Annotated in this window: 20 protein-coding genes and 6 tRNA genes; 3 read left to right on the plus strand and 23 right to left on the minus strand. The window is 60.7% G+C overall.

Features of this window, described 5'->3' with window-relative positions; genetic code table 11:
- Nucleotides 1-42 precede the first annotated feature (42 nt).
- The 5 genes from ACQ4WM_RS03250 to ACQ4WM_RS03270 all read right to left on the minus strand — a co-directional run bounded on the left by ACQ4WM_RS03250 (nucleotide 43) and on the right by ACQ4WM_RS03270 (nucleotide 8,147).
- Nucleotides 43-714, minus strand: a complete 672-nt coding sequence (locus ACQ4WM_RS03250) for a formate dehydrogenase subunit gamma (RefSeq protein WP_436545274.1) — start codon at nucleotides 712-714, stop codon at nucleotides 43-45.
- The gene (fdxH, locus tag ACQ4WM_RS03255; protein WP_436545275.1) at nucleotides 701-1,624 is read right to left on the minus strand and encodes a formate dehydrogenase subunit beta; all 924 of its coding nucleotides are present in this window, start codon (nucleotides 1,622-1,624) and stop codon (nucleotides 701-703) included. The genes ACQ4WM_RS03250 and fdxH overlap by 14 nt, the downstream gene beginning before the upstream one ends.
- Before the next feature lie 13 nt (nucleotides 1,625-1,637).
- Complete coding sequence (gene fdnG / locus ACQ4WM_RS03260) at nucleotides 1,638-4,709, minus strand: formate dehydrogenase-N subunit alpha (RefSeq protein ID WP_436545276.1); 3,072 nt, start codon at nucleotides 4,707-4,709, stop codon at nucleotides 1,638-1,640.
- 136 nt (nucleotides 4,710-4,845) lie between these two features.
- Nucleotides 4,846-5,922, minus strand: a complete 1,077-nt coding sequence (locus tag ACQ4WM_RS03265) for an NAD(P)H-dependent flavin oxidoreductase (protein ID WP_436545277.1) — start codon at nucleotides 5,920-5,922, stop codon at nucleotides 4,846-4,848.
- A gap of 74 nt (nucleotides 5,923-5,996) precedes the next feature.
- A complete protein-coding gene (locus ACQ4WM_RS03270; RefSeq protein ID WP_436545278.1) occupies nucleotides 5,997-8,147 on the minus strand; it encodes a TonB-dependent receptor in 2,151 nt (716 codons plus the stop codon).
- Between the two features lie 384 nt (nucleotides 8,148-8,531).
- Between ACQ4WM_RS03270 and ACQ4WM_RS03275 the strand changes: the two genes are divergently transcribed.
- Together ACQ4WM_RS03275 and ACQ4WM_RS03280 are read left to right on the plus strand one after the other, a co-directional pair.
- On the plus strand, nucleotides 8,532-10,223 hold the full coding sequence (locus ACQ4WM_RS03275; protein ID WP_436545279.1) for a methyl-accepting chemotaxis protein: 1,692 nt from the start codon (nucleotides 8,532-8,534) through the stop codon (nucleotides 10,221-10,223).
- Between the two features lie 74 nt (nucleotides 10,224-10,297).
- A complete protein-coding gene (locus tag ACQ4WM_RS03280; RefSeq protein ID WP_436545280.1) occupies nucleotides 10,298-11,527 on the plus strand; it encodes a hypothetical protein in 1,230 nt (409 codons plus the stop codon).
- A 10-nt stretch (nucleotides 11,528-11,537) separates the two neighbouring features.
- Here ACQ4WM_RS03280 and ACQ4WM_RS03285 read toward each other — a convergent pair whose 3' ends face one another.
- On the minus strand, nucleotides 11,538-11,999 hold the full coding sequence (locus ACQ4WM_RS03285; protein ID WP_436545281.1) for a hypothetical protein: 462 nt from the start codon (nucleotides 11,997-11,999) through the stop codon (nucleotides 11,538-11,540).
- A 30-nt stretch (nucleotides 12,000-12,029) separates the two neighbouring features.
- A complete protein-coding gene (locus ACQ4WM_RS03290) occupies nucleotides 12,030-13,517 on the minus strand; it encodes a SulP family inorganic anion transporter (RefSeq protein WP_436545282.1) in 1,488 nt (495 codons plus the stop codon).
- Between the two features lie 281 nt (nucleotides 13,518-13,798).
- Between ACQ4WM_RS03290 and ACQ4WM_RS03295 the strand changes: the two genes are divergently transcribed.
- Nucleotides 13,799-14,494 carry a glutathione binding-like protein gene (locus ACQ4WM_RS03295; RefSeq protein ID WP_436545283.1) on the plus strand — a complete coding sequence of 232 codons (696 nt, stop codon included), beginning with the start codon at nucleotides 13,799-13,801 and terminating at the stop codon, nucleotides 14,492-14,494.
- A gap of 126 nt (nucleotides 14,495-14,620) precedes the next feature.
- Here the strand turns inward: ACQ4WM_RS03295 and ACQ4WM_RS03300 are convergent.
- The 16 genes from ACQ4WM_RS03300 to ACQ4WM_RS03375 all read right to left on the minus strand — a co-directional run bounded on the left by ACQ4WM_RS03300 (nucleotide 14,621) and on the right by ACQ4WM_RS03375 (nucleotide 25,194).
- Nucleotides 14,621-14,694 (minus strand) — tRNA-Cys (locus tag ACQ4WM_RS03300).
- 40 nt (nucleotides 14,695-14,734) lie between these two features.
- Nucleotides 14,735-14,810 (minus strand) — tRNA-Gly (locus ACQ4WM_RS03305).
- Between the two features lie 75 nt (nucleotides 14,811-14,885).
- A tRNA-Gly gene (locus tag ACQ4WM_RS03310) sits at nucleotides 14,886-14,961 on the minus strand.
- A 62-nt stretch (nucleotides 14,962-15,023) separates the two neighbouring features.
- Nucleotides 15,024-15,099, minus strand: a tRNA-Gly gene (locus ACQ4WM_RS03315).
- A 68-nt stretch (nucleotides 15,100-15,167) separates the two neighbouring features.
- A tRNA-Gly gene (locus ACQ4WM_RS03320) sits at nucleotides 15,168-15,243 on the minus strand.
- Nucleotides 15,244-15,333: 90 nt separating this feature from the next.
- A tRNA-Gly gene (locus ACQ4WM_RS03325) sits at nucleotides 15,334-15,409 on the minus strand.
- Between the two features lie 83 nt (nucleotides 15,410-15,492).
- Nucleotides 15,493-16,077, minus strand: coding sequence for a CDP-diacylglycerol--glycerol-3-phosphate 3-phosphatidyltransferase (pgsA, locus tag ACQ4WM_RS03330; RefSeq protein WP_065306612.1), 585 nt, complete (start codon nucleotides 16,075-16,077; stop codon nucleotides 15,493-15,495).
- 119 nt (nucleotides 16,078-16,196) lie between these two features.
- Nucleotides 16,197-18,077, minus strand: coding sequence for an excinuclease ABC subunit UvrC (gene uvrC / locus ACQ4WM_RS03335; RefSeq protein WP_436545284.1), 1,881 nt, complete (start codon nucleotides 18,075-18,077; stop codon nucleotides 16,197-16,199).
- A gap of 56 nt (nucleotides 18,078-18,133) precedes the next feature.
- On the minus strand, nucleotides 18,134-18,529 hold the full coding sequence (acpS, locus tag ACQ4WM_RS03340; protein WP_436545285.1) for a holo-ACP synthase: 396 nt from the start codon (nucleotides 18,527-18,529) through the stop codon (nucleotides 18,134-18,136).
- A complete protein-coding gene (gene pdxJ, locus ACQ4WM_RS03345; protein WP_436545286.1) occupies nucleotides 18,526-19,296 on the minus strand; it encodes a pyridoxine 5'-phosphate synthase in 771 nt (256 codons plus the stop codon). Before pdxJ ends, acpS begins: the two co-directional genes overlap by 4 nt.
- 34 nt (nucleotides 19,297-19,330) lie before the next feature.
- Nucleotides 19,331-20,155 carry a DNA repair protein RecO gene (recO, locus tag ACQ4WM_RS03350; protein ID WP_436545287.1) on the minus strand — a complete coding sequence of 275 codons (825 nt, stop codon included), beginning with the start codon at nucleotides 20,153-20,155 and terminating at the stop codon, nucleotides 19,331-19,333.
- Nucleotides 20,156-20,183: 28 nt separating this feature from the next.
- A complete protein-coding gene (gene era, locus ACQ4WM_RS03355) occupies nucleotides 20,184-21,086 on the minus strand; it encodes a GTPase Era (RefSeq protein ID WP_436545288.1) in 903 nt (300 codons plus the stop codon).
- Nucleotides 21,083-21,886 carry a ribonuclease III gene (rnc, locus tag ACQ4WM_RS03360; RefSeq protein ID WP_436545289.1) on the minus strand — a complete coding sequence of 268 codons (804 nt, stop codon included), beginning with the start codon at nucleotides 21,884-21,886 and terminating at the stop codon, nucleotides 21,083-21,085. Before rnc ends, era begins: the two co-directional genes overlap by 4 nt.
- A 90-nt stretch (nucleotides 21,887-21,976) precedes the next feature.
- Nucleotides 21,977-22,894, minus strand: a complete 918-nt coding sequence (gene lepB, locus ACQ4WM_RS03365) for a signal peptidase I (RefSeq protein ID WP_436545290.1) — start codon at nucleotides 22,892-22,894, stop codon at nucleotides 21,977-21,979.
- Nucleotide 22,895: 1 nt separating this feature from the next.
- On the minus strand, nucleotides 22,896-24,686 hold the full coding sequence (gene lepA, locus ACQ4WM_RS03370) for a translation elongation factor 4 (RefSeq protein WP_436545291.1): 1,791 nt from the start codon (nucleotides 24,684-24,686) through the stop codon (nucleotides 22,896-22,898).
- Between the two features lie 262 nt (nucleotides 24,687-24,948).
- Nucleotides 24,949-25,194, minus strand: coding sequence for a glutaredoxin family protein (locus ACQ4WM_RS03375; RefSeq protein WP_436545292.1), 246 nt, complete (start codon nucleotides 25,192-25,194; stop codon nucleotides 24,949-24,951).
- Nucleotides 25,195-25,217 lie beyond the last annotated feature (23 nt).

A 25,217-nucleotide genomic window follows, 5' to 3' on the forward strand; every position in this document is an offset into this window, starting at 1 on the left:
GACCCCAGCTCTTGCACTTGTGGTGAATGCAGGCAAAAACCCTTAGCGCTTGCTATTGCGTATCACCGCCTCGAACCACTTCGGATGGTGCTTGCGCGCCCAGCCATAGGTGACGGTGCCGCGCACCATGGCGCCGATCGAACCCTTGACCCACAGAGCGGCATAGATATGCACGATGATCGAACAGATAATGCCGAAGGCGCAGATCGAGTGCAGCAGCACGGCGGCGCGGATCACGGGAATCGGGAAGTAGAACGCAAAATATGCGCGCCAGATCACGATGCCCGACAGCAGCAGGCCGCACATGCAGAACAGCAGCACGAAGAACAGGATCTTCTGGCCGGCATTGTATTTGCCGATCTTCGGCAGCTTTTCTTCGCGGTTGGCAAGCACGTCATCGATCTGCCTGAGCCACTGCTTGTCGCCGTCTTCGAACTGGTTGTGGTGCCAGAAGCGCACCACCAGAATCGCGAACGAGACAAACATTACCAGCCCGGCAAATGGATGCAAAATGCGCGTCCATTGGCCGCCGCCGAACAGCAGCGCCAGCCACGCCATCGACGGATGGAACATGGCCAGGCCCGACAAGGCCAGCATCACGAAGGTGATGGCGGTGATCCAGTGATTGCTGCGCTCATTGGGGTTGTAGCGCTGTATCAGCGAATTGCCGTCCTTGTCGCGCAGCTTGTCATCATGATGCTCAACGTGGCTCATGTTGTTCCTCCCGGATGCGTTTGGCCTCTTCCAGGGCTTCGTGCTCTTCTTCCCTGCTTACCTCGTTCGGACCGACACGCGTGTAGTGGAAGAAGCCGGCCAGCGCCGTCGCGGCCATGCCGGCCACGGCCAGCGGCTTGGACCAGCCCTTCCAGAATCCCACCATCGGGCTGATGCGTGGCCTGTCCGGCAGGTTGGAATACAGCCGTGGCTTGTCGGCATGGTGCAGCACGTACATCACGTGCGTACCGCCCACGCCCAGCGGGTCGTACAGGCCGGCGTTTTCAAAGCCGCGCGACTTCAGGTCGACGATGCGCTCTTCCGCATGCACTTTCATGTCTTCCTTGGTGCCGAACACGATGGCACCGGTCGGGCAGGTTTTCACGCAGGCCGGTTCCTGGCCGACCGCCACGCGGTCCGAACAGAGCGTGCACTTGTAGGCGCGGTCGTCCTTTTTCGAAATGCGGGGCACGTCGAACGGACAGCCGGCCACGCAGTAGCCGCAGCCGATGCAGTTTTCCTGGTGGAAATCCACAATGCCGTTGGTGTACTGCACGATGGCGCCCGGCGCCGGACAGGCTTTCAGGCAGCCCGGGTCTTCGCAGTGCATGCAGCCGTCCTTGCGGATCAGCCATTCCAGGTTGCCGTCGTTGCTTTCGTGTTCGGCAAAACGCATCACCGTCCACGATTGCGGCGTCAGGTCGGTCGGATTGTCGTAGGTGCCATGGTTTTCGCCGACTTCATCGCGCAAGTCGTTCCATTCCATGCATGCCGTCTGGCAGGCCTTGCAGCCGATGCATTTCGACACATCGATCAGCTTGGCCACCGTGCCGGTCACCGGCGTCCTCGCTTGCGGCGGGGTCACGGTGGTGGCGGACAGGCGCCGGATATCTAAAGATTGCAGTGCCATTATTGAGCTCCCATCATGCTTTTTCCACCTTCACCAGGAAGGACTTGAATTCCGGCGTTTGCGAATTCGCATCCCCCACGCCCGGTGTCAGGGTATTGATCAGATACCCAGGCTTGGCCACGCCCGTGAAGCCCCAGTGCAACGGCAGGCCAACCGTGTGCACCGGCTTGCCCTCAATCATCAAGGCCTTGATGCGCTTGGTGACGACGGCCTTGGCGATGATATGGCCGCGCTTGGAACTGACGCGCACCTCGCCACCGGCGACGACGCCGATGCTTTTCGCCAGCTCTTCGCCGATTTCAACGAATTGCTGCGGCTGGATAATGGCGTTCAGGCGTGCATGCTTGGTCCAGTAATGGAAGTGCTCGGTCAGGCGGTAGCTCGTCGCCACATGCGGATACTCCTCATGCGTGCCGAACATTTTCCGGTCATCGGCGAACACGCGCGCGGCCGGATTGCTGGTCGCCTGCGGGTTTTTCGGATGCATCGGGTTGTAGCCGAGCGGATTTTCAAACGGCTCGTAATGTTCGGGGAACGGCCCTTCGGCCATCGCGCCGCGCGCAAAGAATCGCGCCACGCCCTCGCCCAGCATGATGAACGGACCCATGCCGTTTTCCGGCGGTTCGTCGACCTTGAAGTCGGGAATGTCGGCGCCGGTCCAGTTGGTGCCGTTCCATTCGATCAACTTGCGGGTCGGGTCGAATGCCTTGCCCTTCAGGTCGCACGAAGCGCGGTTGTACAGCACGCGGCGGTTGGCCGGCCACGCCCAGGCCCAGCCAAGCGTCTGGCCGATGCCGGTCGGGTCGCTGTTGTCGCGCCTTCCCATCTGGTTGCCCGCCTGGGTCCAGCTGCCGGCAAAAATCCAGCAACCGCTGGTGGTCGTGCCGTCGTCGCGCAGCTGCGCAAACGAGGCCAGCTGCTCGCCCTTCTTCACCAGCAATTTCGTGGCGTCCTTGGGATCGTACAGGTCGGCCAGAGCCTTGCCGTTGAATTCGCGCGCGATCTCTTCCGGCTGCGGGTTATGCGGCTGGGCATAATTCCACGTCAGGTTGACGATCGGATCCGGGAACTTGCCGCCTTCGGTCTGGTACATCTTGCGCATGCGCAGGAACAGGCCCGACATGATCTCAAGGTCGCTGCGCGCCTGGCCCGGTGGCTCAGCCGCCTGCCAGTGCCACTGCAGCACGCGCGAGGAGCTGACCAGCGAACCGCGCTCTTCGGCAAAACAGCTGGTCGGCAAGCGGAACACTTCGGTCATGATCTTGCTCGGATCGACTTCGTGATACTGGCCGTGCGGCTTCCAGAATTCACCGGTTTCCACCGCCAGCGGATCCATAATGACGAGAAACTTCAGTTTCGACAGCGCTTCGGTGACCTTCTGCTTGTTCGGCGCGGACGCCAGCACATTGAAGCCCTGGCAGATATAGCCGGTCATCTTGCCCTGGTGCATGTTCTCGATGGCCTGCATCAGGTCATACGGCTTGTCCAGCTTGGGCAGGTAGTCGTAGGCGTAGTTGTTCTCGGCCGTGGCAAAGTCACCCCACCACGTCTTCATGAAGCTGACGTGGAATTTGCGGTAATTGCTCCAGTAGCTGAGCTGGTTAGGACGCAGCGGCTTGGTGGCGCGCGCGGCGATATAGCCGTCGAAGTCCTGCTCGCCCTCGTTCGGCAAGGTCATGTAACCGGGCAGCAAGTTCGACATTAGGCCCAGGTCGGTCAGGCCCTGGATGTTCGAGTGGCCGCGCAAGGCGTTCATGCCGCCGCCGGCGATGCCCATATTGCCCAGCAACAGCTGCACCATGGCGCCGGTGCGGATGGTTTGCGCACCGGTCGAATGGTGGGTCCAGCCCAGCGCGTACAGGATGGTACCGGCGCGTCCCGGCACGGCGGTCGAAGCCAGTGCTTCCGCTACCTTGTGGAACTTGTCGGCCGACACGCCACACGTGCGCTCGACCATCTCGGTCGTGTAGCGCGCGTAGTGCTTCTTCATCATCTGGTAGACACAGCGCGGGTGTTCCAGGGTCGGGTCGACCTTGGCGTAACCGTCTTCGCCGATCTCGTAGTCCCAGGTAGCCTTGTCGGTATACTTGCCTTTTTCCTTGTCGAAGCCCGAGAAAAGGCCATCTTCAAAGGCATAGTCTTCGCGCACGATAAACGGCATGTCCGTGTAGTTGCGCACGTACTCATGCTGGATCTTGTCGTTCGTCAGCAGATAATTGATGATCGCGCCGAGGAAGACGATGTCCGTGCCGGTACGCGTGGCGCAGTAGTAATCTGCCACGGAGGCGGTACGGGTAAAACGCGGATCGACAACGATCAGCTTGGCCTTGTTATGCGCCTTCGCTTCCGTTACCCATTTGAAACCGCAAGGATGTGCTTCTGCTGCATTGCCGCCCATGACCAGGATCACATCGGCATTCTTGATATCGACCCAATGATTCGTCATCGCGCCACGGCCAAACGTCGGGGCAAGACCTGCCACCGTCGGTCCGTGTCATACACGCGCCTGATTATCAAAGGTCAGCATACCCATGCTGCGCACTGTCTTGTGGGTCAGGTAGCCTACTTCATTGCTGCCGGCGGACGCGGCCAGCATGCCGGTGGAGAGCCAGCGGTTGACGGTCTTGCCGTCGGCATTCTTTTCGATCAGGTTGGCGTCGCGGTCATCCTTCATCAGGCGCGCGATCTTGTCGAGCGCCACATCCCAGGAAATCGGCTGCCATTCGGTACCACCCGGTGCGCGGTACTCTGGCACTTTCAAGCGGTTTGGGCTGTGAATGAAGTCGATCAGGCTGGCGCCTTTCGGGCACAAGGTGCCGCGATTGACGGGGTGATCAGCATCGCCTTCCACGTGGATAATGCTGGAGACGGCATTTTTCGCGCCATCGCCCAGGCCATACAACAGGATGCCGCATCCTACCGAACAGTAAGGACAGGTATTGCGTGTCTCGGTGGTCCGGGACAGCTTGTATTGCCGCACTTCCGCCAGCGCCTGGCCCGGTGCAAAACCGAGCATGGCGAGGCTGGAGCCGGCAATGGTCGCGCCAGTTACCCGGAGGAACTGGCGCCTTGACATCTGAACCATATCAGGCCTCTATGAGGTGAGTAAATAAAGTAATCGTAAAATAATACAGCGCCGCAATGGCGCCATATCGCCGTATTTTACGCCTCAATCAAAAGCGAGGCAGAGCGTGACAACAAAAGTTACTAAAAAACAATACTCAGCACGATGCGGCATCGCTTGCTGCCGCTCCCAGCAGACGCGTCAATTGCGCCGCCGGCAGGCTGTGGGCCAGCCGCGCTGCCTGCCCAGACCACAGCAGGCTGAAGTCGCCACTGCCCTGCGCTTCGGCTTTCTGCTTGAGCAACAGCGAGGCGCCGCCGGCCAGTGGAAAAGCTGGTGCCAGGGTGGACATCGGCCCCGCTTGCGTCACCAGCCGGTTGGCTATGCCGCGTGCCGGGCGCCCGGTAAATACATTGGTCAGGCGCGTGGCGTCGTCGCGCGTGGCTTCCAGTGCCGCACGGTGAACCGCAGAAGTGCGCGCTTCCGGGCACAACAGATAAGCGGTGCCCGCCTGCACTGCGTCGGCGCCCAGCGCCAGCGCAGCCCGCGCGCCGCGCGCGTCGGCAATACCGCCGGCGGCAATCACCGGCAGGTTGACGGCATCGACGATCTGCGGCACCAGGGCAAAGGTACCAACTTGCGCATCGATATCGTCTGACAGGAACATGCCCCGATGGCCGCCCGCCTCCCAGCCTTGCGCGATGATGGCGTCGCAGCCATGCTGCTCCAGCCAGATTGCCTCTGCTACGGTGGTGGCCGACGACAGCACCATCGCGCCCGTCGCTTTCACGCGTGCCAGCAGTTCGGGCGCCGGCAGGCCGAAGTGAAAACTGACCACGCCGGGGCGCAGCTCTTCGACCAGCGCGCACATTTCCCCGCCGAACGGATGGCGTACCGAGGTCGGTATCGGCAGCGCCGGATCGATGCCCAGCTCGCCATAATATGGCGCCAGATGCGCGCGCCAGGCCGCTTCGCGTATGGCGTCCACTTCGGGTGGCTGGTGGCAAAAGAAATTCAGGTTGACGGGCCTGTCGGTCGCGGCGCGTATCGCGCGCATTTCAGCGCGGATCTGCTGCGCGTCGAGTCCGGCGCAAGCGAGCGAACCGAGGCCGCCGGCCTGTGCCACGGCGATGACGATCTCATGCATGGCGGCGGCCACCATCGGCGCCTGGATCACGGGCAGGTCCACGCCCAGCAAGCGGGTGAGGTGTTGGGCAGGATAGTTGTTTGTCATGGCAGAGCTTTCCGCAAAAGGCCATGCCACAAGCGTAGCGACTGGCGTTCAAAACGCCAGTATCCCATGAACCACTACAGGCTGTAGCGCAAGGTCAATGCCACATTGCGTGGCGCACCGGGCAAGCTCAGGTTCGGGCTGCTGCCGTGGCCTGACACGATATAGCGCGTGTCGCCGAGATTGTTGACGTTCAGTTGCACCTCGTACTTGCCGGTGCGATAGGCAGCCATGGCGTCGGCCGTCACATAGCCCGGCAGCAGCACCGTATTGCCCGGATTGGCATAACGGCTGCCGACGGCATTGGCACCGCCGCCCACCGTCCAGCCCTGGCCAAGGTCTTTGGTCAGCCACAGATTGGCCGTGTTACGGGACGTCAATGTGGCACGCTTGCCCTTGACGGCGACCGAGCTGGCGGTGGTCGTGCCCGGCGCATTGACACTGCGGTCGACGGCGATCGAATCGGTGATGGTGGCGTCCAGCCAGGCATAGCCGGCCGTCATGCTCCAGCCGCCGCGCAGGTCGGCGTTGAAAGTCAGCTCCAGGCCGTCGGTGCGCTGGGTGCCGACCGGCACGATGCGGTTGGTGATGGGGTCGCTGGTCTTGATATTGTCGCGTTCCAGGCGAAACAGCGACACCGTGGTGCTGGCACGTCCATCCATCAGATCGTATTTGGCGCCCACTTCGGTATTGCGCGTGGCTTCCGGCGCCAGATCGGCATTGTTGGCGGCCAGCGCGAAGTTCTCGCCGCTGGGCTGGAAGGACCGGCTCCACGAGGCGTAGTAGGATTGCGTGGCGCCAGGTTGCCAAACCAGGCCGGCGCGCGGACTCCAGGCCGAGTCGGTACGCGACAGGTTTGCCGTAGTGGCCCCCGCCGCGTTGACCAGGCGCGACTGTTGTTGGTAGCTGTCGTAACGCAAGCCTGCCAGCGCCTTCCATTGTTCGCTGAAGGTGATCGCATCCTGCACATAGCCGGCGGCCGTGTCGTAGGTGCCGAAGGTATCGCTGCGCACGCCCAGTTTCGTGCGATCCACGCGCGGCAGCACGGGATTGAAGATCGACACATTGGTCGCCACCACGGTGGCGGCCCAGCTGCTGGCGTCCTTGCCCTGGGTGCCGAACTCGGCGCCGTACAGCACTTCGTGGCGGACATTGCCGGTGACCAGCTTTTGTGTCAGCTCGGTCTGGTTGAACCAGCCGTCTTCATCGCGATTGAGCTTGGCATGGCCCAGGTTCATGGTGCCACGCACTTCGTTGACATTGCCCGAGATATTCGTGTTGTTGCGGTCAAGGTGATAATCGTAGTATCGGAAGGCATTGCGCAACGACAGCGTGTCGCTGAACTTGTGCGTCAGGGTGGCGGAGGTAGATACCACGCGCGACTGGGAAAAGTCCGCATCGCGCGCATTGGCTGCGCCATAGTAGGTGCCGGGATCCACGTTGACCGGACGGCCCTGATACGAAGGAATGCCGAAATCGGTCAAGCGCCGGTCTTCCAGGTAATCGCCCTGCAGCAGCAAGCGGGTATCGCCGGACAGGCGGATCGCCACCGCTGGCGCCAGCGCCGTACGGTTCAGCAATTGCTGGTCGCGGTAGCTGTCGGACAACTCGCGCGCGCCCGTCAGGCGCCACGATACTTCCTCACCAGCGCGGCCGACGTCGATTTCGCCACGGCGACCCGCCGTGTTGGTCAGGCTGAGCGCCACATCGGCAATGTCAATGCCAGGTTTTTTGGTAATACGGTTGACCAGCCCGCCCGACGAGCCGCGGCCGTACAGCACGGCGGCCGGCCCCTTGATCACTTCCAGGCGCTCGACGTTCGACAGGTCGCGGAAATACAGGGCATCGTCGCGGAAACCATCGACGAACTGGTCGCCGATGGCCGTGAACCCGCGAATAAAGACCTGGTCACGCTGGCCGTCACCGGTGGACAAGCCCACGCCAGGAATATTTTTCATGACATCCTGGATCGACAGCGCGTGCTGGTCGCGGATCACGGCGGCTGGCACCACATTGATGGTCTGCGGCACGTCGCGCAAAGCCATTTCCGTCTTGGTGGCGCTGCCCGAAGTGGGCGCCACATAGCCATTGCTGTCCCTGGCGGCCGTAACCGTGATGGCCGGCAAGCTTTCCTGGGCGGCTGCCAGTTGAGGCAAGGCACCGGTGGTGAAGGCGCCCAGGAGGGCGATGGTGACTGGTGTAAATACTGGCTTGCTGCGCGACTGCATACGACTCCCGTCATGTTTTTTTGAATGAGAACCATTCTCACGACAATCATACCAGCGCTTGCCCCTGCAAGGTAAGCGATATGTAAGTAACAGTACTTACAGGCAGCTCACTTGAGGTAAATAAACCACAAAAAACAAATATTAAAAACATATTTAAATTGCCTAAAAAAACTATTCCCTTGCATCAATGCTATACTTGCCGTCAGTTGGAAGACGACAATACCGATCGCTGCTTCCCTTGCCGTACCTCCATCGCCACGCTTGATGTGGCTTGCCGTAACGAATTACGCGGCACACGACGCCCCGATCCCCTGCACCTTGCAGCACCTGTTCTCCCTTTTGCAGACGGCGGCGATCATGAATACTCAACCTGCTAGGACCACCATGAAAAACCTGAATATCGGCGGGCGCCTCGGCGTCGGCTTTGCCATTGTATTACTGTTGCTGGCCGCCCTGACCGTCACCGCCATCGTGCGCATGCAAACGGCCAGCGACCTGACCTATCGCCTGATCCACACCAGCATCAAGAACCAGCGCATGGTGGCCGAATGGGCCAAGATTATCGAGATCAACAGCGTGCGCGGCGTCGCCACTTTTGAAATGAATGATCCGGCCGCGCGCGCCAAGATGGAGCAGGACCTGAAAGTGCACGCCGAACGCTCGAGCCAGTTGCAGGAACAGATCGGCGCCTCGCTGCGCAACCCGGCCGTCAAGGAACAGTTTCAGGTGGTGCGCAAGGTCCGCTCGGAGTACGTCACCGTCCGCGGCCGCGCTTTCCAGTTGAAGGCCGATGGCGACTTCGACGGCGCCAAGCAGATGTTCTACAGGGACCTCTCGCCGATTACCGCCGCCTACCTGGCGGAAGTGAAACGCTTTTCCGAGATGCAGATCGCGGCTGCCGATGGCGTGGCCGACAGCATCATGGAGTCCTATACCAGCACCCGCACCCTGCTGATCGAACTGGGCCTGCTGGCCATCGTGGTCGGCGTCGCTTTTGCCTGGCGCATCAGCCGCTCGATCACGCAGCCGATCCGCGCCGCCGTGAAGGTAGCCGAAACCGTGGCTGCCGGCGACCTGACCAGCAACATCGTGGTGGCCAGCCGCGACGAAACGGGCCAGCTGATGCATGCCCTGAAAACCATGAACGACAGCCTGGTGGCCATCGTCGGCCAGGTGCGCAGCGGCACCGATACCATTGCCACGGCATCGTCCGAAATTGCGGCCGGCAATCAGGACCTGTCGTCGCGTACGGAACAGCAAGCCAGTTCACTGGAAGAAACCGCCTCGTCGATGGAAGAACTGACCTCGACCGTCAAGCAAAACACCGATAACGCACGCCAGGCCAACAAGCTGGCCGGCGACGCGGCTGACATCGCCAGCCGCGGCGGCGCCGTGGTGGCCGACGTGGTCACCACCATGGGCGACATCAATGCCTCGTCGAAGAAAATCGTTGATATCATTTCCGTGATTGACGGGATTGCCTTCCAGACCAATATCCTGGCCCTGAACGCTGCTGTCGAAGCGGCGCGGGCCGGCGAACAGGGCCGCGGCTTTGCCGTGGTGGCCACCGAAGTGCGCAACCTGGCGCAGCGCTCCAGCGCGGCCGCCAAGGAAATCAAGGGCCTGATCGACGACTCGGTCGAAAAGGTCGATGCCGGTACGCGCCTGGTCGACAAGGCCGGCCGCACGATGGAAGAAATCGTGCAAAGCATCGGCTTTGTCACCTCGATCATGAGCGAGATCAGCAACGCCAGCGAAGAGCAAAGTGCGGGCATCGAGCAGGTGAACCAGGCGATTTCCGAAATGGACCAGGTCACCCAGCAAAATGCTGCATTGGTCGAAGAAGCCTCGGCCGCCGCCGAAGCGATGCAGGACCAGGCCAGCGAACTGGCGAAGGTGGTCAGCGTATTTCGTCTCGATAACCGCCTCGACGCCGGCGCAGCGGCGCCACTTCGCGCCAGCGCGCCCGCAGCACCAGTCAGGAAAACTCCTGCCCCTTCTGCTGCCCTGAGCCTGCCCACGCAGCGCAACAAGCCGAAGAGCAGCAGCAGCGAAGGCGAATGGGAAGAGTTCTGATCAAGCCCTGAATAACGGCGGACCAGGCACGGTCGCGGCTACAATCGCGTTTCAACTTTTTTGAAGGAAGCACCGTGCACCTGTCCGTCAACCGCCTGACCCTGCTGTTCCTGCTGGTATTGCTGGTCACCGTCATCCTGCAAGGTTGCGGCACCGTGCCGCGCCAGCAAATCAGCGCGCCTGCCTCGGCCAGCGCCGACTACTGCATCGGCCGCCTGGCCGTTACCGCGCTGGAACCCGTGCAGTTTCTGGGCGGCGCCTACCAGTTTTACTGGGGCGATATCGATACCTGGCGCGAAGACGCAGCCAGCTATCGCCGACGCGTGCTGGCTGCGCAGGCGTCCACCGAGGGCGCGCGCGTGCGCGAGCTGGTCAAGCCGGTCGAAAAACTGCCGCACGACGACGGCGTGTTGATCGTTGCACGCGAAGAAGACCAGCGGCCCCTTGATCCGAACGTGGTACAGGTCACCGGCTTTATCCACCGCGACGGCACCACGATGCGCTTTCAGAAGCGGGCCGTCAGCCGTTTGCAGGATGTAACGGAACAGCGCGCCAGGGAAATACTGGCGTCCAGCGACACCAGCAGCACAGCATTCCCGAGGGCACGGCAGGCTCAAGATGGCTTTTGCGTGATGCATGGCATGGTCAAGCTTGCGCCCCTGCCCGGCTGGCATGAAACCACGCGCACGGAGGGCAAGTTCATGCTGCAAGGCAGTGCCTATCGTTTCAGCCTGCGCACCCGCTATCTGCGTTCCCTGTCCTTCAACGAGATCGAGGCGGACAACCAGCGGCTGGTGCTGGCGGAACTGGCCGGCGGCACGAAAGACAGCACCCTGGTCGCGCAACCAGTCAGTGCGAACGTCAGCCTGCTGACCATGCCCGTCCCGGGCGGCGGCAGCAAGCACATCGCGGAATGGCGCCTGCCAGCCAGCAGCACCTCGCATGGCACGCCGGTAACCTTCCTGTATGTCTGGCCGGAATCGACTACCCCCACGGCCCAGGAAGACGCCGCCTTCCTGCAGTGGATGGCTGCGCGCCCGCAGCAAAGCACGCCGCTGCTGCAACTACAGTCCGTGCGCGCCGCCGCCGGCCAAGTCAAGCCGGCACCGGTTCGCGAAGAAAGCAAGGTGGTGTACCGCATGCAGCTCACTTACCCGGGCAAGCAGTCGTCGAACGATCGTCATTACCTGATTTTGCGCGACAACCGGCAGGTTGACGAAGGCCGCAGCGATGCCCAGGGTTTTACCCGCGCGCAGAACGCCGACTACGATGAAGTCTGGGGCACCACGGTGCTGAACAAGTAGTCAGTGCTGATCAGTGCTGGCTGGCCAGGCCCGTTTCCGTATCGGCAACCAGCCTGGCCAGTTCGCGCGGCAGCGCCTGGCCCAGGAAAGCCAGCGCCAGGGCATCGGGTTCGATGGCGGCGTCTGGCGGCAAGCTGCTTTCAAAGCCGCCCACCATGGTGCGGCAAAAGTGTGGCGACTGCGGCTGGGTTTCCAGGAACCAGCAGCCGCCATGGCTCTGCACGAAATACTCGCCGATAAAGTAGCCGAGCATGGTCCTGACCCATTGCCAGCTCTCGTCGCGGATGGCGATGTTGCGCATGGCGGCATCGACATAGGGCAGGTATTCGGCCGCATTGGTCAGCACTTCATGCGAGGGCTGGATGCCCAGGCGCTCGACAAAGCTCACCAGCGACGTGCCCAGTTGATCGTAGTACGCATCGAAAGCCCGCTGCCCCTGCTGCACCTGCTGTTCTTGTTGTTTTGAAAGCATTACCGCCTCGTGATTATCTGAATATTGTTCTCAAGCCACGCCCACGTCGACGCCGGCGCGCGCCAGCAAGTCGTGATTGCGCCTCGACAGATGCCTGACCTGCAAATGCTTGCCGGCTTTTTCATAGCGCTCGTACAGTGCTTCCAGTGCGGCAATCGCCGAATGGTCGGCCATATGCAGATGCTTGCAATCGAGCACCACGCGCGCCGGGTCGGTAGCCGGCTGGAACAGCTCCTGGAAATGCACAGTCGAGGCAAAAAACAAGGTGCCGTGTGGCAGGTAGACGCGCTCGCCTGCCGTGCTGTCATCGATATCGGCGCGCATCTCGCGCGCATGCTGCCAGGCAAAATTGAGCGCCGCGATCACGATGCCGCAAGCAACCGCTACCGCCAGGTCGGTCAACACCGTGATGATGGTGACGGCGACGATCACCAGCGCATCCTGCCTTGGCACCTTGCCCAGTACCCGCAGCGAGCCCCAGGCAAACGTTTCCTGCGCCACCACGAACATCACGCCGACCAGGGCCGCGAGCGGAATGCGCTCGATCAGGGGCGACAGGAACAGGATGAACAGCAAGATCATCACGCCGGCGGTCACGCCCGACAGGCGCGAACGGCCACCCGAGCTGAGATTGATCATGGTCTGGCCTATCATGGCGCAGCCGCCCATGCCGCCAAACAAGCCCGAGACAATGTTCGAGGCACCCAGCGCCACGCATTCGCGATTCGGCTGGCCACGCGTTTCGGTAATATCGTCGGTCAGGTTAAACGTCAACAAGGTTTCCAGCAGCCCGACCATCGCCATCAGCGTGGCGTATGGCCAGATGATTTTTAGTGTCTCCATGTTGAAAGGCACGGTGGGGAAATGCAAGGCCGGCAAGCCGCCGGCGATATGTGCCAGGTCACCCAGGGTGCGCGTGGGCAGCTGCAGCCCGAAAGTGAGCAGTCCTACGCCGACAATCGCCACCAGCGCCGGCGGCACCGCCTTCGTGATGCGCGGCAGCGCATACACAATCAACATGGTCAGGCCGACCAGTGCGCACATCATCCATAATGCCTGACCGTGCAGCCAGTGCTCGCCCTGTGGCGTTTTTTCGCGGAAATGTTCAAGTTGGGCCATGGCGATCACGATGGCAAGGCCGTTCACAAAACCGAGCATGACCGGATACGGCACCATGCGGATCAGCTTACCCAGGCGCAAGACGCCGAACAGCACCATCACGACGCCGCCCAGCACCACGGTTGCCAGCAGGTATTGAACGCCATGCTGGGCCACCAGCGCCACGATCACCACCGCCATCGAGCCGGCCGCGCCCGAAATCATGCCGGGCCGCCCCCCAAACACGGCCGTCATGGCGCAGATAATAAAGGCGCCATACAGGCCCATCAACGGATTGAGCTGCGCAACCAGGGCAAAGGCGATGCACTCGGGTACCAGAGCGAACGAGGTCGTCAGGCCGGCCAAGAAATTTTTTTTTATATTCGGGAACCATTCGGCCCGAAACGCTGCATTGATCATTGAACTATCCAGTTAAACAGTAAGAGCAGCCTGTTGCCGCACATCAAGGCGCAAGCAGGCATCAGTTTCGCAGGGGAAACCGGCGTGTAGCGATCAGTTGGAAGGTCAATGACTACATCGGCATGGTGCAATGAGACGATAAACCGCGCGCCGGGCGGCGCTGCTGGGCCAGCTGGCATTATACAAGATGCGCCATGCCATCATCATCGCCTGCGCCGCTGTCGCAGATAGGCGAAAATAGCGGCACATCACCCGATTCCACTCTTGCGGAGCTTACCACCATGCACAGTCTTGCCGATTTCCCGATTACCGAAAAATGGCCAGCGTCCCATCCCGAGCGCCTGCAGCTCTATTCGCTGGCCACGCCGAATGGCGTCAAGGTCTCCATCATGCTGGAAGAAACCGGTCTGCCCTACGAGGCGCACCGCATTACCCTGGACCAGGACGGCGTGCTGTCACCGCCCTTCCTGTCACTCAATCCCAACAACAAGATTCCCGCCATCATAGACCCGACAGGTCCGAACGGAAAACCGCTGGCACTGTTTGAATCAGGCGCGATTCTGCTGTACCTGGCAGAAAAAACCGGACAATTCCTGCCTGCGGACCCGGCGCTGCGCCATGAAACCATACAGTGGCTGATGTTGCAGATGGGCGGCGTGGGGCCGATGTTCGGCCAGCTGGGATTTTTTCACCGCTTTGCCGGCAAGGAATATGAAGACAAACGCCCTTTGCAGCGCTATGTGACGGAAGCGAAGCGTTTGCTGGCCGTGCTGGAACAGCGCCTGACGGGCCGCGACTGGATTATGGGCGAGCAATACACGATCGCCGATATCGCCATCTTCCCGTGGGTACGCATCCTCAGCGGCTATTATGAAGCGGCCGAACTGCTGGGCACGGACAATTACCCCCAGGTGCAGCGCGCGCTGGGGCGCTTTGTGGAGCGCCCTGCCGTCATCAAGGGCCTGGCCACGCCGTAGGCAAATACTTCAACAAGCGGGCGTGCACGACGCCGGCACGGCCAGCTTGCTGGCGACTGAATCGATGGACAAAAAAAACCCGCATCGCTGCGGGTTTTTTTCTACTGAATTTCTACTACTTATTACTGGAGGCGAGGACGGGAATCGAACCCGTCTAAACGGCTTTGCAGGCCGCTGCATAACCTCTTTGCTACCTCGCCTGAGGAACTGCTGCAATGCACCTTCCGGCACATCTGAAACTGGAGCGGGAGAAGAGTCTCGAACTCTCGACCTCAACCTTGGCAAGGTTGCGCTCTACCAACTGAGCTACTCCCGCATGGAGCTATTGCCATCACGCTGCATCATCGAAGGCAGCGTACAGGAAGCAAGCTGCGCTTCCCTCAAGAATTCTTGGAGCGGGAGAAGAGTCTCGAACTCTCGACCTCAACCTTGGCAAGGTTGCGCTCTACCAACTGAGCTACTCCCGCATGGAGCTTCTGTTTTCTGCTTGCTGCGCCGTGTTGCTTTATTTGCTGCTTCCAGTTTTCACTGGAGCGGGAGAAGAGTCTCGAACTCTCGACCTCAACCTTGGCAAGGTTGCGCTCTACCAACTGAGCTACTCCCGCAGGGGACTGCTATTTTACTTTTTTTTGCTACGTTTTTGCTACCACTTACAACTAGTGCAAGTATTCACTGGAGCGGGAGAAGAGTCTCGAACTCTCGACCTCAACCTTGGCAAGGTTGCGCTCTACCAACTGAGCTACTCCCGCAGTGGACAACATTGTATCAGAAGCTCTACTACACTGCCAGTACTACTTTTTTCTGCTACCGCTGTTTTACCTATGACACTTCCAGCAAACTGGAGCGGGAGAAGAGTCTCGAACTCTCGACCTCAACCTTGGCAAGGTTGCGCTCTACCAACTGAGCTACTCCCGCGTCATCAACAACAGGCCAGCATTATAGAGGGATTACAGAGGCTGTCAACGGGATTTTTAAGCCGATTTTCAGCCCGCTGTGGCTCAATGCAAATTGCCGGCCTTTTCCTTGATCAGCGGCCATGCCAGACGCAAATAATAAAACATCGACCACACCGTCAGCACGCAGGCGATCCACATCAGCTTTTCGCCCCACACATGGGTGTCGATGGCGCCGAAGATCACCTCGTGGTACAGCAGCAGCGGAATCGCCGTCATCTGGGCGGCCGTCTTGATCTTGCCGATCGAACTGACGGCCACCGATTTCGACGCGCCGATTTGCGCCATCCATTCGCGCAGGGCCGAGATGGTGATTTCACGGCCGATGATAATAAACGCCAGCACGGCATTGACGCGGTCCAGCTGCACCAGCACCAGCAAGGCGCCGGCCACCATCAGCTTGTCGGCGACCGGATCGAGAAAGGCACCAAAGGCCGAGGTCTGGTTCCAGCGGCGGGCCAGGAAGCCGTCGAACCAGTCGGTCACGGCGGCAACAATAAAGACCAGGGTGGCCACCAGGTTCTGGTCGCCATGCAGCAGCATCGACGGCGGCAGGTAGAACACGCCAACGACCAGCGGGATCAGGGCCACGCGCAGCCAGGTCAGGAGAATGGGAATATTAAAAGGCATAGGAAAGCAATCGGCCGACGGGTAAATTAAATAAAGCACCAACAAAGCGCCACTAGTCTACATGGCACGCGGGTATAAGCCTAGTCCGGTTGCGGCGGTGCCGGACCAGGCCTGTACGACTAATGCAATTGCTTGTAAATCTCTTCTGCAAGTTGGGTGGAAATCCCCTCCACGGACATCAGGTCTTCCACGCTGGCATCGACCACGCCGCGCAGGCCGCCAAAGCGCGACAGCAGTTTTTGCCTGCGCTTGGCGCCTATCCCCTCGATTTCCTCCAGCCTTGACGTCTGGCGCGTCTTGGCGCGCTTGGCACGCATGCCGGTAATGGCAAAACGGTGGGCCTCGTCGCGGATCTGCGCGATCAGCATCAGCGCCGCCGACTCCTTGCCCAATTCCTGCGCCGGTCGACCATCGACAAACAGCAAGGTTTCCAGCCCGACTCGCCTGCCCTCGCCCTTGGCCACGCCGACGATCAGGCTGATGTCCAGCCCCAGTTCGGCAAACACCTGGCGCGCCATTTCGATCTGGCCCTTGCCGCCGTCGATCAGCACCACGTCCGGCATCACGCCGTCGCCATTGGCCACTTTTTCATAGCGCCGCATCAGCACTTGCCGCATAGCCGCGTAATCGTCGCCGGGCGTGATGTCGTTGATGTTATAGCGCCGGTATTCGCCGTTCTGCATCGCATGATGATGGAACACCACGCACGAGGCCTGCGTCGCTTCGCCCTGGGTGTGGCTGATATCGAAACATTCGACGCGGATGGTGTCGAGGTCTTCCGCTTCCAGGCGCAGCGCATCGGCCAGCGCACGCGTGCGCGACTGCTGCGAGCCCTGCTCGGACAGCAAGCGCGCCAGCGAAATCTCCGCTCCCTTCTGCGCCAGCTCCAGCCACTGGCGGCGCTGCCCCTGCGGCTGAAAAATCAGGTTGATGCGGTGACCACACTGTTCCATCAACGCCACCATCAGCGCCGGCTGGTCGAATTCGAGATTCAGGATCAGGGTGCCGGGGATAAATTTTTCAGTGTAGTGCTGGGCCAGGAAAGCGGCCAGCACTTCGACTTCGATGGCTTCCTCGGCAATCGCCGCCGCATCGCTCAACTGGCTCGGAAAATAGGCGCGGTCGCCCAGGTGGCGCCCGCCGCGCACCATCGCCAGATTGACGCAGGCGCGGCCGCCCTGTACCAGCACGGCGATGATGTCGACGTCGGCGTCGCCCGTGGTTTCCATGCTTTGCTGGTGCAGCACGCGCGACAGCGAATTGATCTGGTTGCGCACCAACACCGCCTGCTCGAATTTCAGGTCGGCCGCATAGGCGTGCATTTTCTTTTCCAGGTCGGCCATCACTTCGCTTTGCCGGCCGCGCAGGAAGCGCGCTGCATTTTCCACGTCGTTTTTATAGTCTTCCTTGCTGATCAGGTCGACGCACGGCGCGCTGCAGCGGCCGATCTGGTGCAGCAGACAAGGCCGCGTGCGGTTCGCATACACGCTGTCTTCGCAAGTGCGGATCAGGAACACCTTCTGCAGTATCTGCATCGATTCCTTGACCGCCCAGGAACTGGGAAACGGCCCGAAATACTGGTTTTTCTTGTCCACCGAGCCGCGGTAGTAGACCATGCGCGGCGCATCGCCACCGGTGATTTTCAAATACGGGTAGGACTTGTCGTCGCGGAACAGGATGTTGTAGCGCGGCTGCAGCGCCTTGATCAGGTTGTTTTCGAGGATCAGCGCTTCTGCCTCGCTGTGCGTGACCGTCGTTTCCAGGCGCGCAATGCGCTCGACCATCATGGCGATGCGCGGGCTGGCCAGGTTTTTCTGGAAGTAGCTCGACACGCGCTTTTTCAGGTCGCGCGCCTTGCCCACGTACAGCACCTTGTCGCTGGCGTCAAAGTAGCGGTAGACACCGGGCAGGTTGGGCAGCCTGGCAACGGTGGCCAGCACTTGCGCGCGCGGATCGGGGGCGGGGACGACGGCGTTCAGATCGGGTATTGCTTCGGTCATTGCTGGCTCGGTTTTGGGGTCAGACCCGCCGGGTCTGACCCCAGCATTCGTCTGTGTCAAGGCGCTTGCTCCACAATCACAAACGCCACAGCATACTCTTCTTCGTCGCTGATCGTCACCTGCGCACTCAAGCGATGCTGTGCCATGAAGTCGGCCAGCACGCCGCTGCAGACGATCATCGGCTTGCCGCTCGGGTGGTTCAGCATCTGCGCGGCGGGCCAGGTCATCGGCATGCGCAGGCCCAGGCCAATCGCCTTTGAGAATGCCTCCTTGGCAGCAAAGCGGGTGGCCAGGAAGCGCACGCCGCGCACGGCACTCCTGGCGCTGCGGGCACGGAATTTTTCCAGTTCCTGCGGCCCCAGTATCTTCTTTGCAAAGCGCTCGCCATGGCGCTCGAGTGCGGCTTCGATGCGCGGGATCTTGCAGATATCGGTGCCTATGCCGTAAATCATGACTTGCCCGACCGGTTGCCGATGCGCGTGGCGACCATAATGGCCTTCATTTCGCGCACGGCGTTTTCCCAGCCGACAAACACGGCGTGGGCGACGATAGCGTGACCGATATTGAGTTCGGCAATATCCGGAATCGCGGCGATCGCCTGCACATTGGTGTAATGCAAACCATGGCCCGCATTGACCTTCAGGCCACGGGTGGCGGCAAACAGCACGCCGGCCTTGATGCGTTCGAGTTCCGCCAGTTGCTCGGCACCTTCAGTATCCGCATAGCGGCCCGTGTGCAGCTCGATCACGGGCGCACCCATGTCGGCGGCAGCGGCGATCTGCGCTTCGTCCGCATCGATAAACAGGCTGACACGGATGCCCTCGCCTTGCAGCTGCTTGACGGCCGCCGACACTTCCTTGTAATAGCGCACCACGTCCAGGCCGCCTTCGGTGGTCACTTCGGTGCGCTTTTCCGGCACCAGGCACACATCGGCAGGCTTGATGCGGCATGCAAAATCGAGCATCTCGGCGGTGACGGCCGCTTCCAGGTTCATGCGCGTCATCAACTGCGGCGCGATGGCAATCACATCGGCGTCCTTGATATGGCGGCGGTCTTCACGCAGATGCAGGGTAATACAGTCGGCACCGGCCTGCTCGGCCAGCAGGGCCGCACGCAGCGGATCGGGGTACTGCGTGCCACGCGCATTGCGCAAGGTGGCCACATGGTCGATATTGATGCCCAGGTCGATGACGGGGCCGGCAGGCTGCAAAAAACTCATGATAATTTTCCGTAAAAACTGTAGGGATTGAACATTACAACTGCATCAGATCGATCAGCATCTGGCGCGTGTTCAGGGTCGCGCCGCCGAGCTGATGGGCCAGCAGGAAGCGCATCAGCGTCTTGCTTTGCGCCTGCGTGGCCGCATCGGCATAATCTTCGCACTCCATGTCGAGCAGGGTCTTGCCGGTGATGCGCGGCCAGGCGTCGCCAGCCTGCGCCGGACGGGGGCCGCGCTCGGGGTCGACCACATACACCTGCCCTGCCTGCACCGGCTGGCGCGTGCCGGTGCAGCGCACCAGGTCGGCCGCCACGCCGGTTTCCTTCAGCAGCGCGCGCTCGAACTTGCGCAGCACGATGGGCGCCGGCTCATTGTGCGCCAGTTGATTCAAGGTAGCAACGTAGTGGTCGAACAGGACTGGATGCGGATCGTCGCGCGCCAGCAGCCTGACCAGCAATTCGTTCAGGTAGAAGCCGCACAGCAAGGCGGTTTTCTCCAGCGGCAGCATGCCACCGACCCATTCGGCGCTGGTCAGGATGCGCAGTTCGGACTTGCCGGTCCAGCCCGCCTGCAGCGGCTGGAAGGTCTGCAGCACGCCGCGCAGTTGCGAATGCGGCCGCTTGGCGCCCTTGGCAACGAGCGCGATGCGGCCAAAGTCGCGCGTCAGCACGTCGATGATCAGGCTGGTTTCTTTATGGGAATAGCTGTGCAGCACGAAGGCTGGCTGGCCCGTAACGCGGCCATCGCGCCCGGGCGGGCGGCTTGCGGTACGCCGCGGTGCTGGCGGGGATGGCACAGCGACAGGCTGCACCGGGACGGCCGGGACGGCGCCTGGCAGCGCTGGCGTGGTGGTGCTCATGCGTGTGGCGTCATCCCCTGGTATGGACTTATTCGTAGCCGTAGGCGCGCAGGCCCGCTTCGTTGTCGGCCCAGCCCGATTTGACCTTGACCCAGATTTCCAGGTACACGGGGCCGCCGAACAGCTTTTCCATGTCCAGGCGCGACTGCGTCGAAATATCTTTCAAGCGCGCGCCCTTGTTGCCGATGACCATCGATTTATGCGTGTCGCGCTCCACCAGGATGGCGGCAAACACGCGCCGCAAATCACCCTCCTGCTCGAATTTTTCGATCAGCACGGTGCTGGTGTACGGCAGTTCTTCACCGACAAAGCGGAACAGTTTTTCACGCACGATTTCCGAGGCAAGGAATTTCTCGCTGCGGTCGGTGATGTCGTCCGACCCGAAGATGGGCTGGTTTTCCGGCAGGAAGCGCTTGATTTCGCTCTGCAGGCCTTCCAGCTGGAAATGCAGCTTGGCCGAAACCGGCACGATGGCGGCAAAGTCGCGCATGGCAGCCACTTTTTGCGCGAACGGCAGCAGCACGGCCTTGTCTTTCACGCGGTCGGACTTGTTGATCACCAGGATGCACGGCACCTCTTTCGGCAGCAAGTCCATCACCTGCTGGTCGGCCGGGCCAAACGTGCCCGCCTCGATCACGTACAGAATCACGTCCGAGGAAATCAGGGTATTGGTGACGGTCTTGTTGAGCGTCTTGTTCAGCGCATTCGAGTGGCGCGTCTGGAAGCCGGGCGTGTCGACGTAGATGAACTGTGCGTCGGGCACGGTCTGGATGCCGGTGATGCGGTGGCGCGTGGTTTGCGCCTTGCGCGAAGTGATGCTGACCTTCGCGCCGATCAGCACGTTCATCAGGGTCGATTTGCCCACGTTGGGGCGGCCCACGATGGCGATATAGCCGCAGCGGAAGTTGTCGGGCATTTTGGTGGCTGTCATGCGAGTGTCGATTTCTGTTGAGTGTGAGCGGCGACGGCGGCGTCGTCGCTCTGGATGGTGGCAATGCCGGCCAGCTTGAGCTGGGCGGCGCGCGGTTTGGGCTTGCGGTTGGCAGCAGGCGACTTCAGCAGTGCCTGCTCGGCCACCTCCAGCGCCAGTTTGGCGGCGGCTTGCTCACCGGCGCGGCGGCTTCCGCCACGACCGTAAACCTGGATATTGAGTTTCGGCACCAGGCATTCGATCTCGAACTCCTGGCTGTGGGCGGCGCCGTGGGTGGCCACCACATTGTATTGTGGCAGCGAGATTTTTTTGCTCTGCAAAAACTCCTGCAGCAGGGTCTTGGCATCCTTGCCCAGCGTCAGCGGATCGACCGAGTCGAGGATGGGAATATAAAAGGCGCGGATCACAGTGCTGGCGGCATCGAAACCGGTGTCGAGAAAAATTGCCCCCAGCAACGCTTCCAGGGTGTCGGCCAGGATAGACGGACGACGGAAACCACCCGATTTCAGTTCGCCTTCGCCGAGGCGCAAGAACTGCGACAATTCCAGCTTTTGCGCGATTTCATACAGCGACTGCTGCTTGACGAGGTTGGCGCGCAGACGCGACAAATCACCTTCGTCGATGGCCTTGAAGCGTTCGTACAGGATGGACGCAACCACGCAATTGAGGATGGAGTCGCCGAGGAATTCCAGCCGCTCATTATGCAAACTGCTGTGGCTACGATGCGTCAAGGCTTGCTGCAACAGGCCAGCATCCTGGAACGTATAGCCTAGACGGGTTTGCAATAGCTGAAGATTCATTGTTGGTTCTGTGTCATCTGATTGAGTCGGCATGCCGGCGCAGTTGCGGGCGCACGGCATGCGGGGTGGGCCCCGAAGGACCAGGACGGCTTAGCGGATGCCGCCCACGCGTTTCGGATTGCTGAAATTCATCCATACCAGGAAAGCCTTGCCGACGATATTCTCGTTCGGCACGAAACCCCAGTAGCGGCTGTCCGCGCTATTGTCGCGGTTGTCGCCCATCATGAAATAATTTCCTGCTGGTACCGTGCACGTGAAGCCGTCTTCGTTGTAGTCGCAGGCTTCCTTGTGCGGGAAGTCGGTGACCTGGCCCAGGTTCAGGGTCGGCGCCGGATCGTCGTTGAGGATGCGGTGGCTGACGCCCGTCAGGTTTTCCTGCAGCTGCTTGTGATACACGGTGCTTTCGTCGTCGAGGTAGTCATCGAGCGGCGTGTAGGCAACCGGCTTGCCATTGACAGTCAGGCGCTTGTTGTCATAGGTGATTTTATCACCAGGCACACCGATTACGCGCTTGATGTAATCCTGGCTCATGTCCTTCGGATACTTGAACACCATCACGTCTCCACGCTGCGGATCATTGACTTCAATGATGCGCTTGTTGACGATAGGCAAACGAATGCCGTAGGTGAACTTGTTTACCAGGATCAGATCACCTACCAGCAAGGTCGGCACCATCGAGCTCGACGGGATCTTGAATGGCTCGTACAGGAACGAGCGCAGGCAGAACACCATCGCAATCACCGGGAAGAAGCTGCCCGAATATTCGACCCAGGTCGGCTGGCGCAGCAGCGCCGCTTCGATCGTGGCGCGGCTGCTGCCGTGCTCGGCCTTGATGCCTTCGGCGGCCAATTTGGACTGGCGCGCGTCGAATTCAAGCAGCGCGCGGTCAGCCGCTAGGCGGCGCTGTTTCGACAAATAAAATACGTCAAGGCACCAGATAAAGCCCGTGACCACCATCAGCACGAACAGGATCAGCGCGAAATTTCCTAAAATCACTTGCAGGTTCATATCAACCATCCACTTGTAAGATTGCCAGGAAGGCTTCTTGTGGAATCTCCACGGAACCCACTTGCTTCATGCGCTTCTTGCCCGCCTTTTGTTTTTCCAGCAGTTTTTTCTTGCGGCTGATATCGCCGCCATAGCATTTGGCCAGCACGTTCTTGCGCAGCGCTTTCACGTTTTCACGCGAAATGATGTTGGCGCCAATGGTGGCCTGGATGGCCACGTCGAACATCTGGCGCGGGATCAGCTCGCGCATCTTGGCGGCCACCTGGCGGCCACGGTACTGGCTGTTCGAACGGTGCACGATAATCGCCAGCGCATCGACTTTTTCGCTGTTGATCAGCATGTCGACCTTGACCACGTCGGCGGCACGGTATTCCTTGAACTCGTAATCCATCGAGGCATAGCCACGCGAAGTCGATTTCAGGCGGTCGAAGAAGTCAAGCACGATCTCGGCCATCGGCATTTCATAGATCAGCTTGACCTGGCGGCCGTGGTAGCTCATGTCCATCTGGATGCCGCGCTTGGCGATGCACAGGGTGATCACCGAACCGACGTATTCCTGCGGCATGTACAGGTTGACCGTAACGATAGGCTCACGCACTTCCTCGATGCGCGACGGGTCCGGCATCTTCGACGGATTGTCGACGTTGATCAGGCTGCCGTCGCGCTGCACCACCTCATACACCACGGTCGGCGCCGTGGTAATCAGGTCCATGTCGAATTCGCGCTCCAGGCGCTCCTGCACGATTTCCATGTGCAGCAAGCCCAGGAAGCCGCAGCGGAAGCCGAAGCCCAGCGCCTGCGACACTTCCGGCTCGTACATCAGGGCGGCGTCGTTCAGCTTCAGTTTTTCCAGCGAATCGCGCAGCGCATCGTACTGGTTCGCTTCGACCGGGAACAGGCCGGCAAACACTTGCGGCTGCACTTCCTTGAAGCCAGGCAATGGCGCGCTGGCAGGACGACTGGCCAGGGTAACGGTATCACCGACCTTGGCTGCCTTCAGTTCCTTGATGCCGGCAATAACGAAACCCACCTGCCCGGCCGACAATTGCGGCAGCGACTGCGAGCGCGGCGAAAACACGCCAATATCTTCCACCAGCTGCACCGAATCGGTAGCCATCAGGCGTATCTTGTCTTTCGGTTTCAGGGTGCCGTTGACCACGCGCACCAGCATGACCACGCCAACATAGGCGTCGTACCAGGAGTCGACGATCAGCGCCTGCAGCGGTGCGTCCGGATCGCCTTTTGGCGGCGGTACCTTGACGATCAGTTGCTCCAGCACGTCGAGCACGCCAAAGCCGGTCTTGGCCGAGCAATGCACGGCGTCGCCGGCGTCGATGCCGATCACGTCTTCGATTTCGGCAATCGCATTCGGTGGATCGGCGTTCGGCAAGTCGATTTTATTGAGGACCGGCACCACTTCCACGCCCAGGTCCAGCGCCGTGTAGCAGTTGGCAACGGTTTGCGCTTCCACGCCTTGCGAGGCATCGACCACCAGCAGCGCGCCTTCGCAGGCGGACAGCGAGCGCGACACTTCATAGCTGAAGTCGACGTGGCCCGGTGTATCGATCAGGTTCAGGTTGTAGATCTGGCCATCGCGTGCCTTGTAGTGCAGGGCCGCCGTTTGTGCCTTGATGGTAATGCCGCGTTCGCGCTCCAGATCCATCGAATCGAGCACCTGCGCCTCCATCTCGCGGTCGGACAAGCCGCCGCACAATTGAATGATGCGGTCAGCCAGGGTCGATTTACCGTGGTCAATATGGGCGATGATGGAGAAATTGCGTATGTTATTCATTAACTAATATATGTGCGAGTGACAACACTGCTTTAACAGGAATCAAGGGGATCATGCCCGGGCCAAACCCGGCACCCCGCTCATGATGAAAAAAGCGCTCCGGGCAGGACATCTGCATGTCCAGGCGAGCGCTTTTGAAGCGACATAAGCTGCTGCTGCGGACAGGAGCTTTTTCGACCTTCCCATTTTACCGGATTTCAGAGTAGAAAGCCCGTCTTTCAGCGGCCGGCACCCGGGCGGCGGTGCAAATACGCCATTCAATTCATGCCAGATGGCGGCGCACGGCAGCTTCGTCAAGGAAATAATGGCATAGCTCGGGCTGGTCCAGCTCGCCAAACAGCACCGGCACCAGCTCGTCGAAGCGCGCCAGCAAGGTCGCGTCCGGCGAGGTGTCGATATCGATGACCTCGACCGTGAAAGGTTTTTCAGGGGTTTGCAGCCCCTGCAGGGCATCGAGCATGTCCTGGCAGAGGTGGCAATAACTGCGCGAGTAAAGGGTAAAGTGCATGGGCGAGTGAATCACCCCGCTGT

This window comes from Janthinobacterium longum (genome assembly GCF_051380735.1).
Classification (GTDB): Bacteria; Pseudomonadota; Gammaproteobacteria; order Burkholderiales; family Burkholderiaceae_D; genus Janthinobacterium.

Bases quoted from the DNA above. Each gene is read 5' to 3' on its own strand.
- era (WP_436545288.1), bottom strand. From the start codon at position 21,086: ATGACAGCCACCAAAATGCCCGACAACTTCCGCTGCGGCTATATCGCC.
- lepA (WP_436545291.1), bottom strand. From the start codon at position 24,686: ATGAATAACATACGCAATTTCTCCATCATCGCCCATATTGACCACGGT.
- recO (WP_436545287.1), bottom strand. From the start codon at position 20,155: ATGAGCACCACCACGCCAGCGCTGCCAGGCGCCGTCCCGGCCGTCCCG.
- uvrC (WP_436545284.1), bottom strand. From the start codon at position 18,077: ATGACCGAAGCAATACCCGATCTGAACGCCGTCGTCCCCGCCCCCGAT.
- ACQ4WM_RS03265 (WP_436545277.1), bottom strand. From the start codon at position 5,922: ATGACAAACAACTATCCTGCCCAACACCTCACCCGCTTGCTGGGCGTG.
- ACQ4WM_RS03250 (WP_436545274.1), bottom strand. From the start codon at position 714: ATGAGCCACGTTGAGCATCATGATGACAAGCTGCGCGACAAGGACGGC.
- fdxH (WP_436545275.1), bottom strand. From the start codon at position 1,624: ATGGCACTGCAATCTTTAGATATCCGGCGCCTGTCCGCCACCACCGTG.
- ACQ4WM_RS03290 (WP_436545282.1), bottom strand. From the start codon at position 13,517: ATGATCAATGCAGCGTTTCGGGCCGAATGGTTCCCGAATATAAAAAAA.
- pgsA (WP_065306612.1), bottom strand. From the start codon at position 16,077: ATGCCTTTTAATATTCCCATTCTCCTGACCTGGCTGCGCGTGGCCCTG.
- lepB (WP_436545290.1), bottom strand. From the start codon at position 22,894: ATGAACCTGCAAGTGATTTTAGGAAATTTCGCGCTGATCCTGTTCGTG.
- rnc (WP_436545289.1), bottom strand. From the start codon at position 21,886: ATGAATCTTCAGCTATTGCAAACCCGTCTAGGCTATACGTTCCAGGAT.
- acpS (WP_436545285.1), bottom strand. From the start codon at position 18,529: ATGATTTACGGCATAGGCACCGATATCTGCAAGATCCCGCGCATCGAA.
- ACQ4WM_RS03270 (WP_436545278.1), bottom strand. From the start codon at position 8,147: ATGCAGTCGCGCAGCAAGCCAGTATTTACACCAGTCACCATCGCCCTC.
- pdxJ (WP_436545286.1), bottom strand. From the start codon at position 19,296: ATGAGTTTTTTGCAGCCTGCCGGCCCCGTCATCGACCTGGGCATCAAT.
- ACQ4WM_RS03295 (WP_436545283.1), top strand. From the start codon at position 13,799: ATGCACAGTCTTGCCGATTTCCCGATTACCGAAAAATGGCCAGCGTCC.
- ACQ4WM_RS03375 (WP_436545292.1), bottom strand. From the start codon at position 25,194: ATGCACTTTACCCTTTACTCGCGCAGTTATTGCCACCTCTGCCAGGAC.
- ACQ4WM_RS03275 (WP_436545279.1), top strand. From the start codon at position 8,532: ATGAAAAACCTGAATATCGGCGGGCGCCTCGGCGTCGGCTTTGCCATT.
- ACQ4WM_RS03285 (WP_436545281.1), bottom strand. From the start codon at position 11,999: ATGCTTTCAAAACAACAAGAACAGCAGGTGCAGCAGGGGCAGCGGGCT.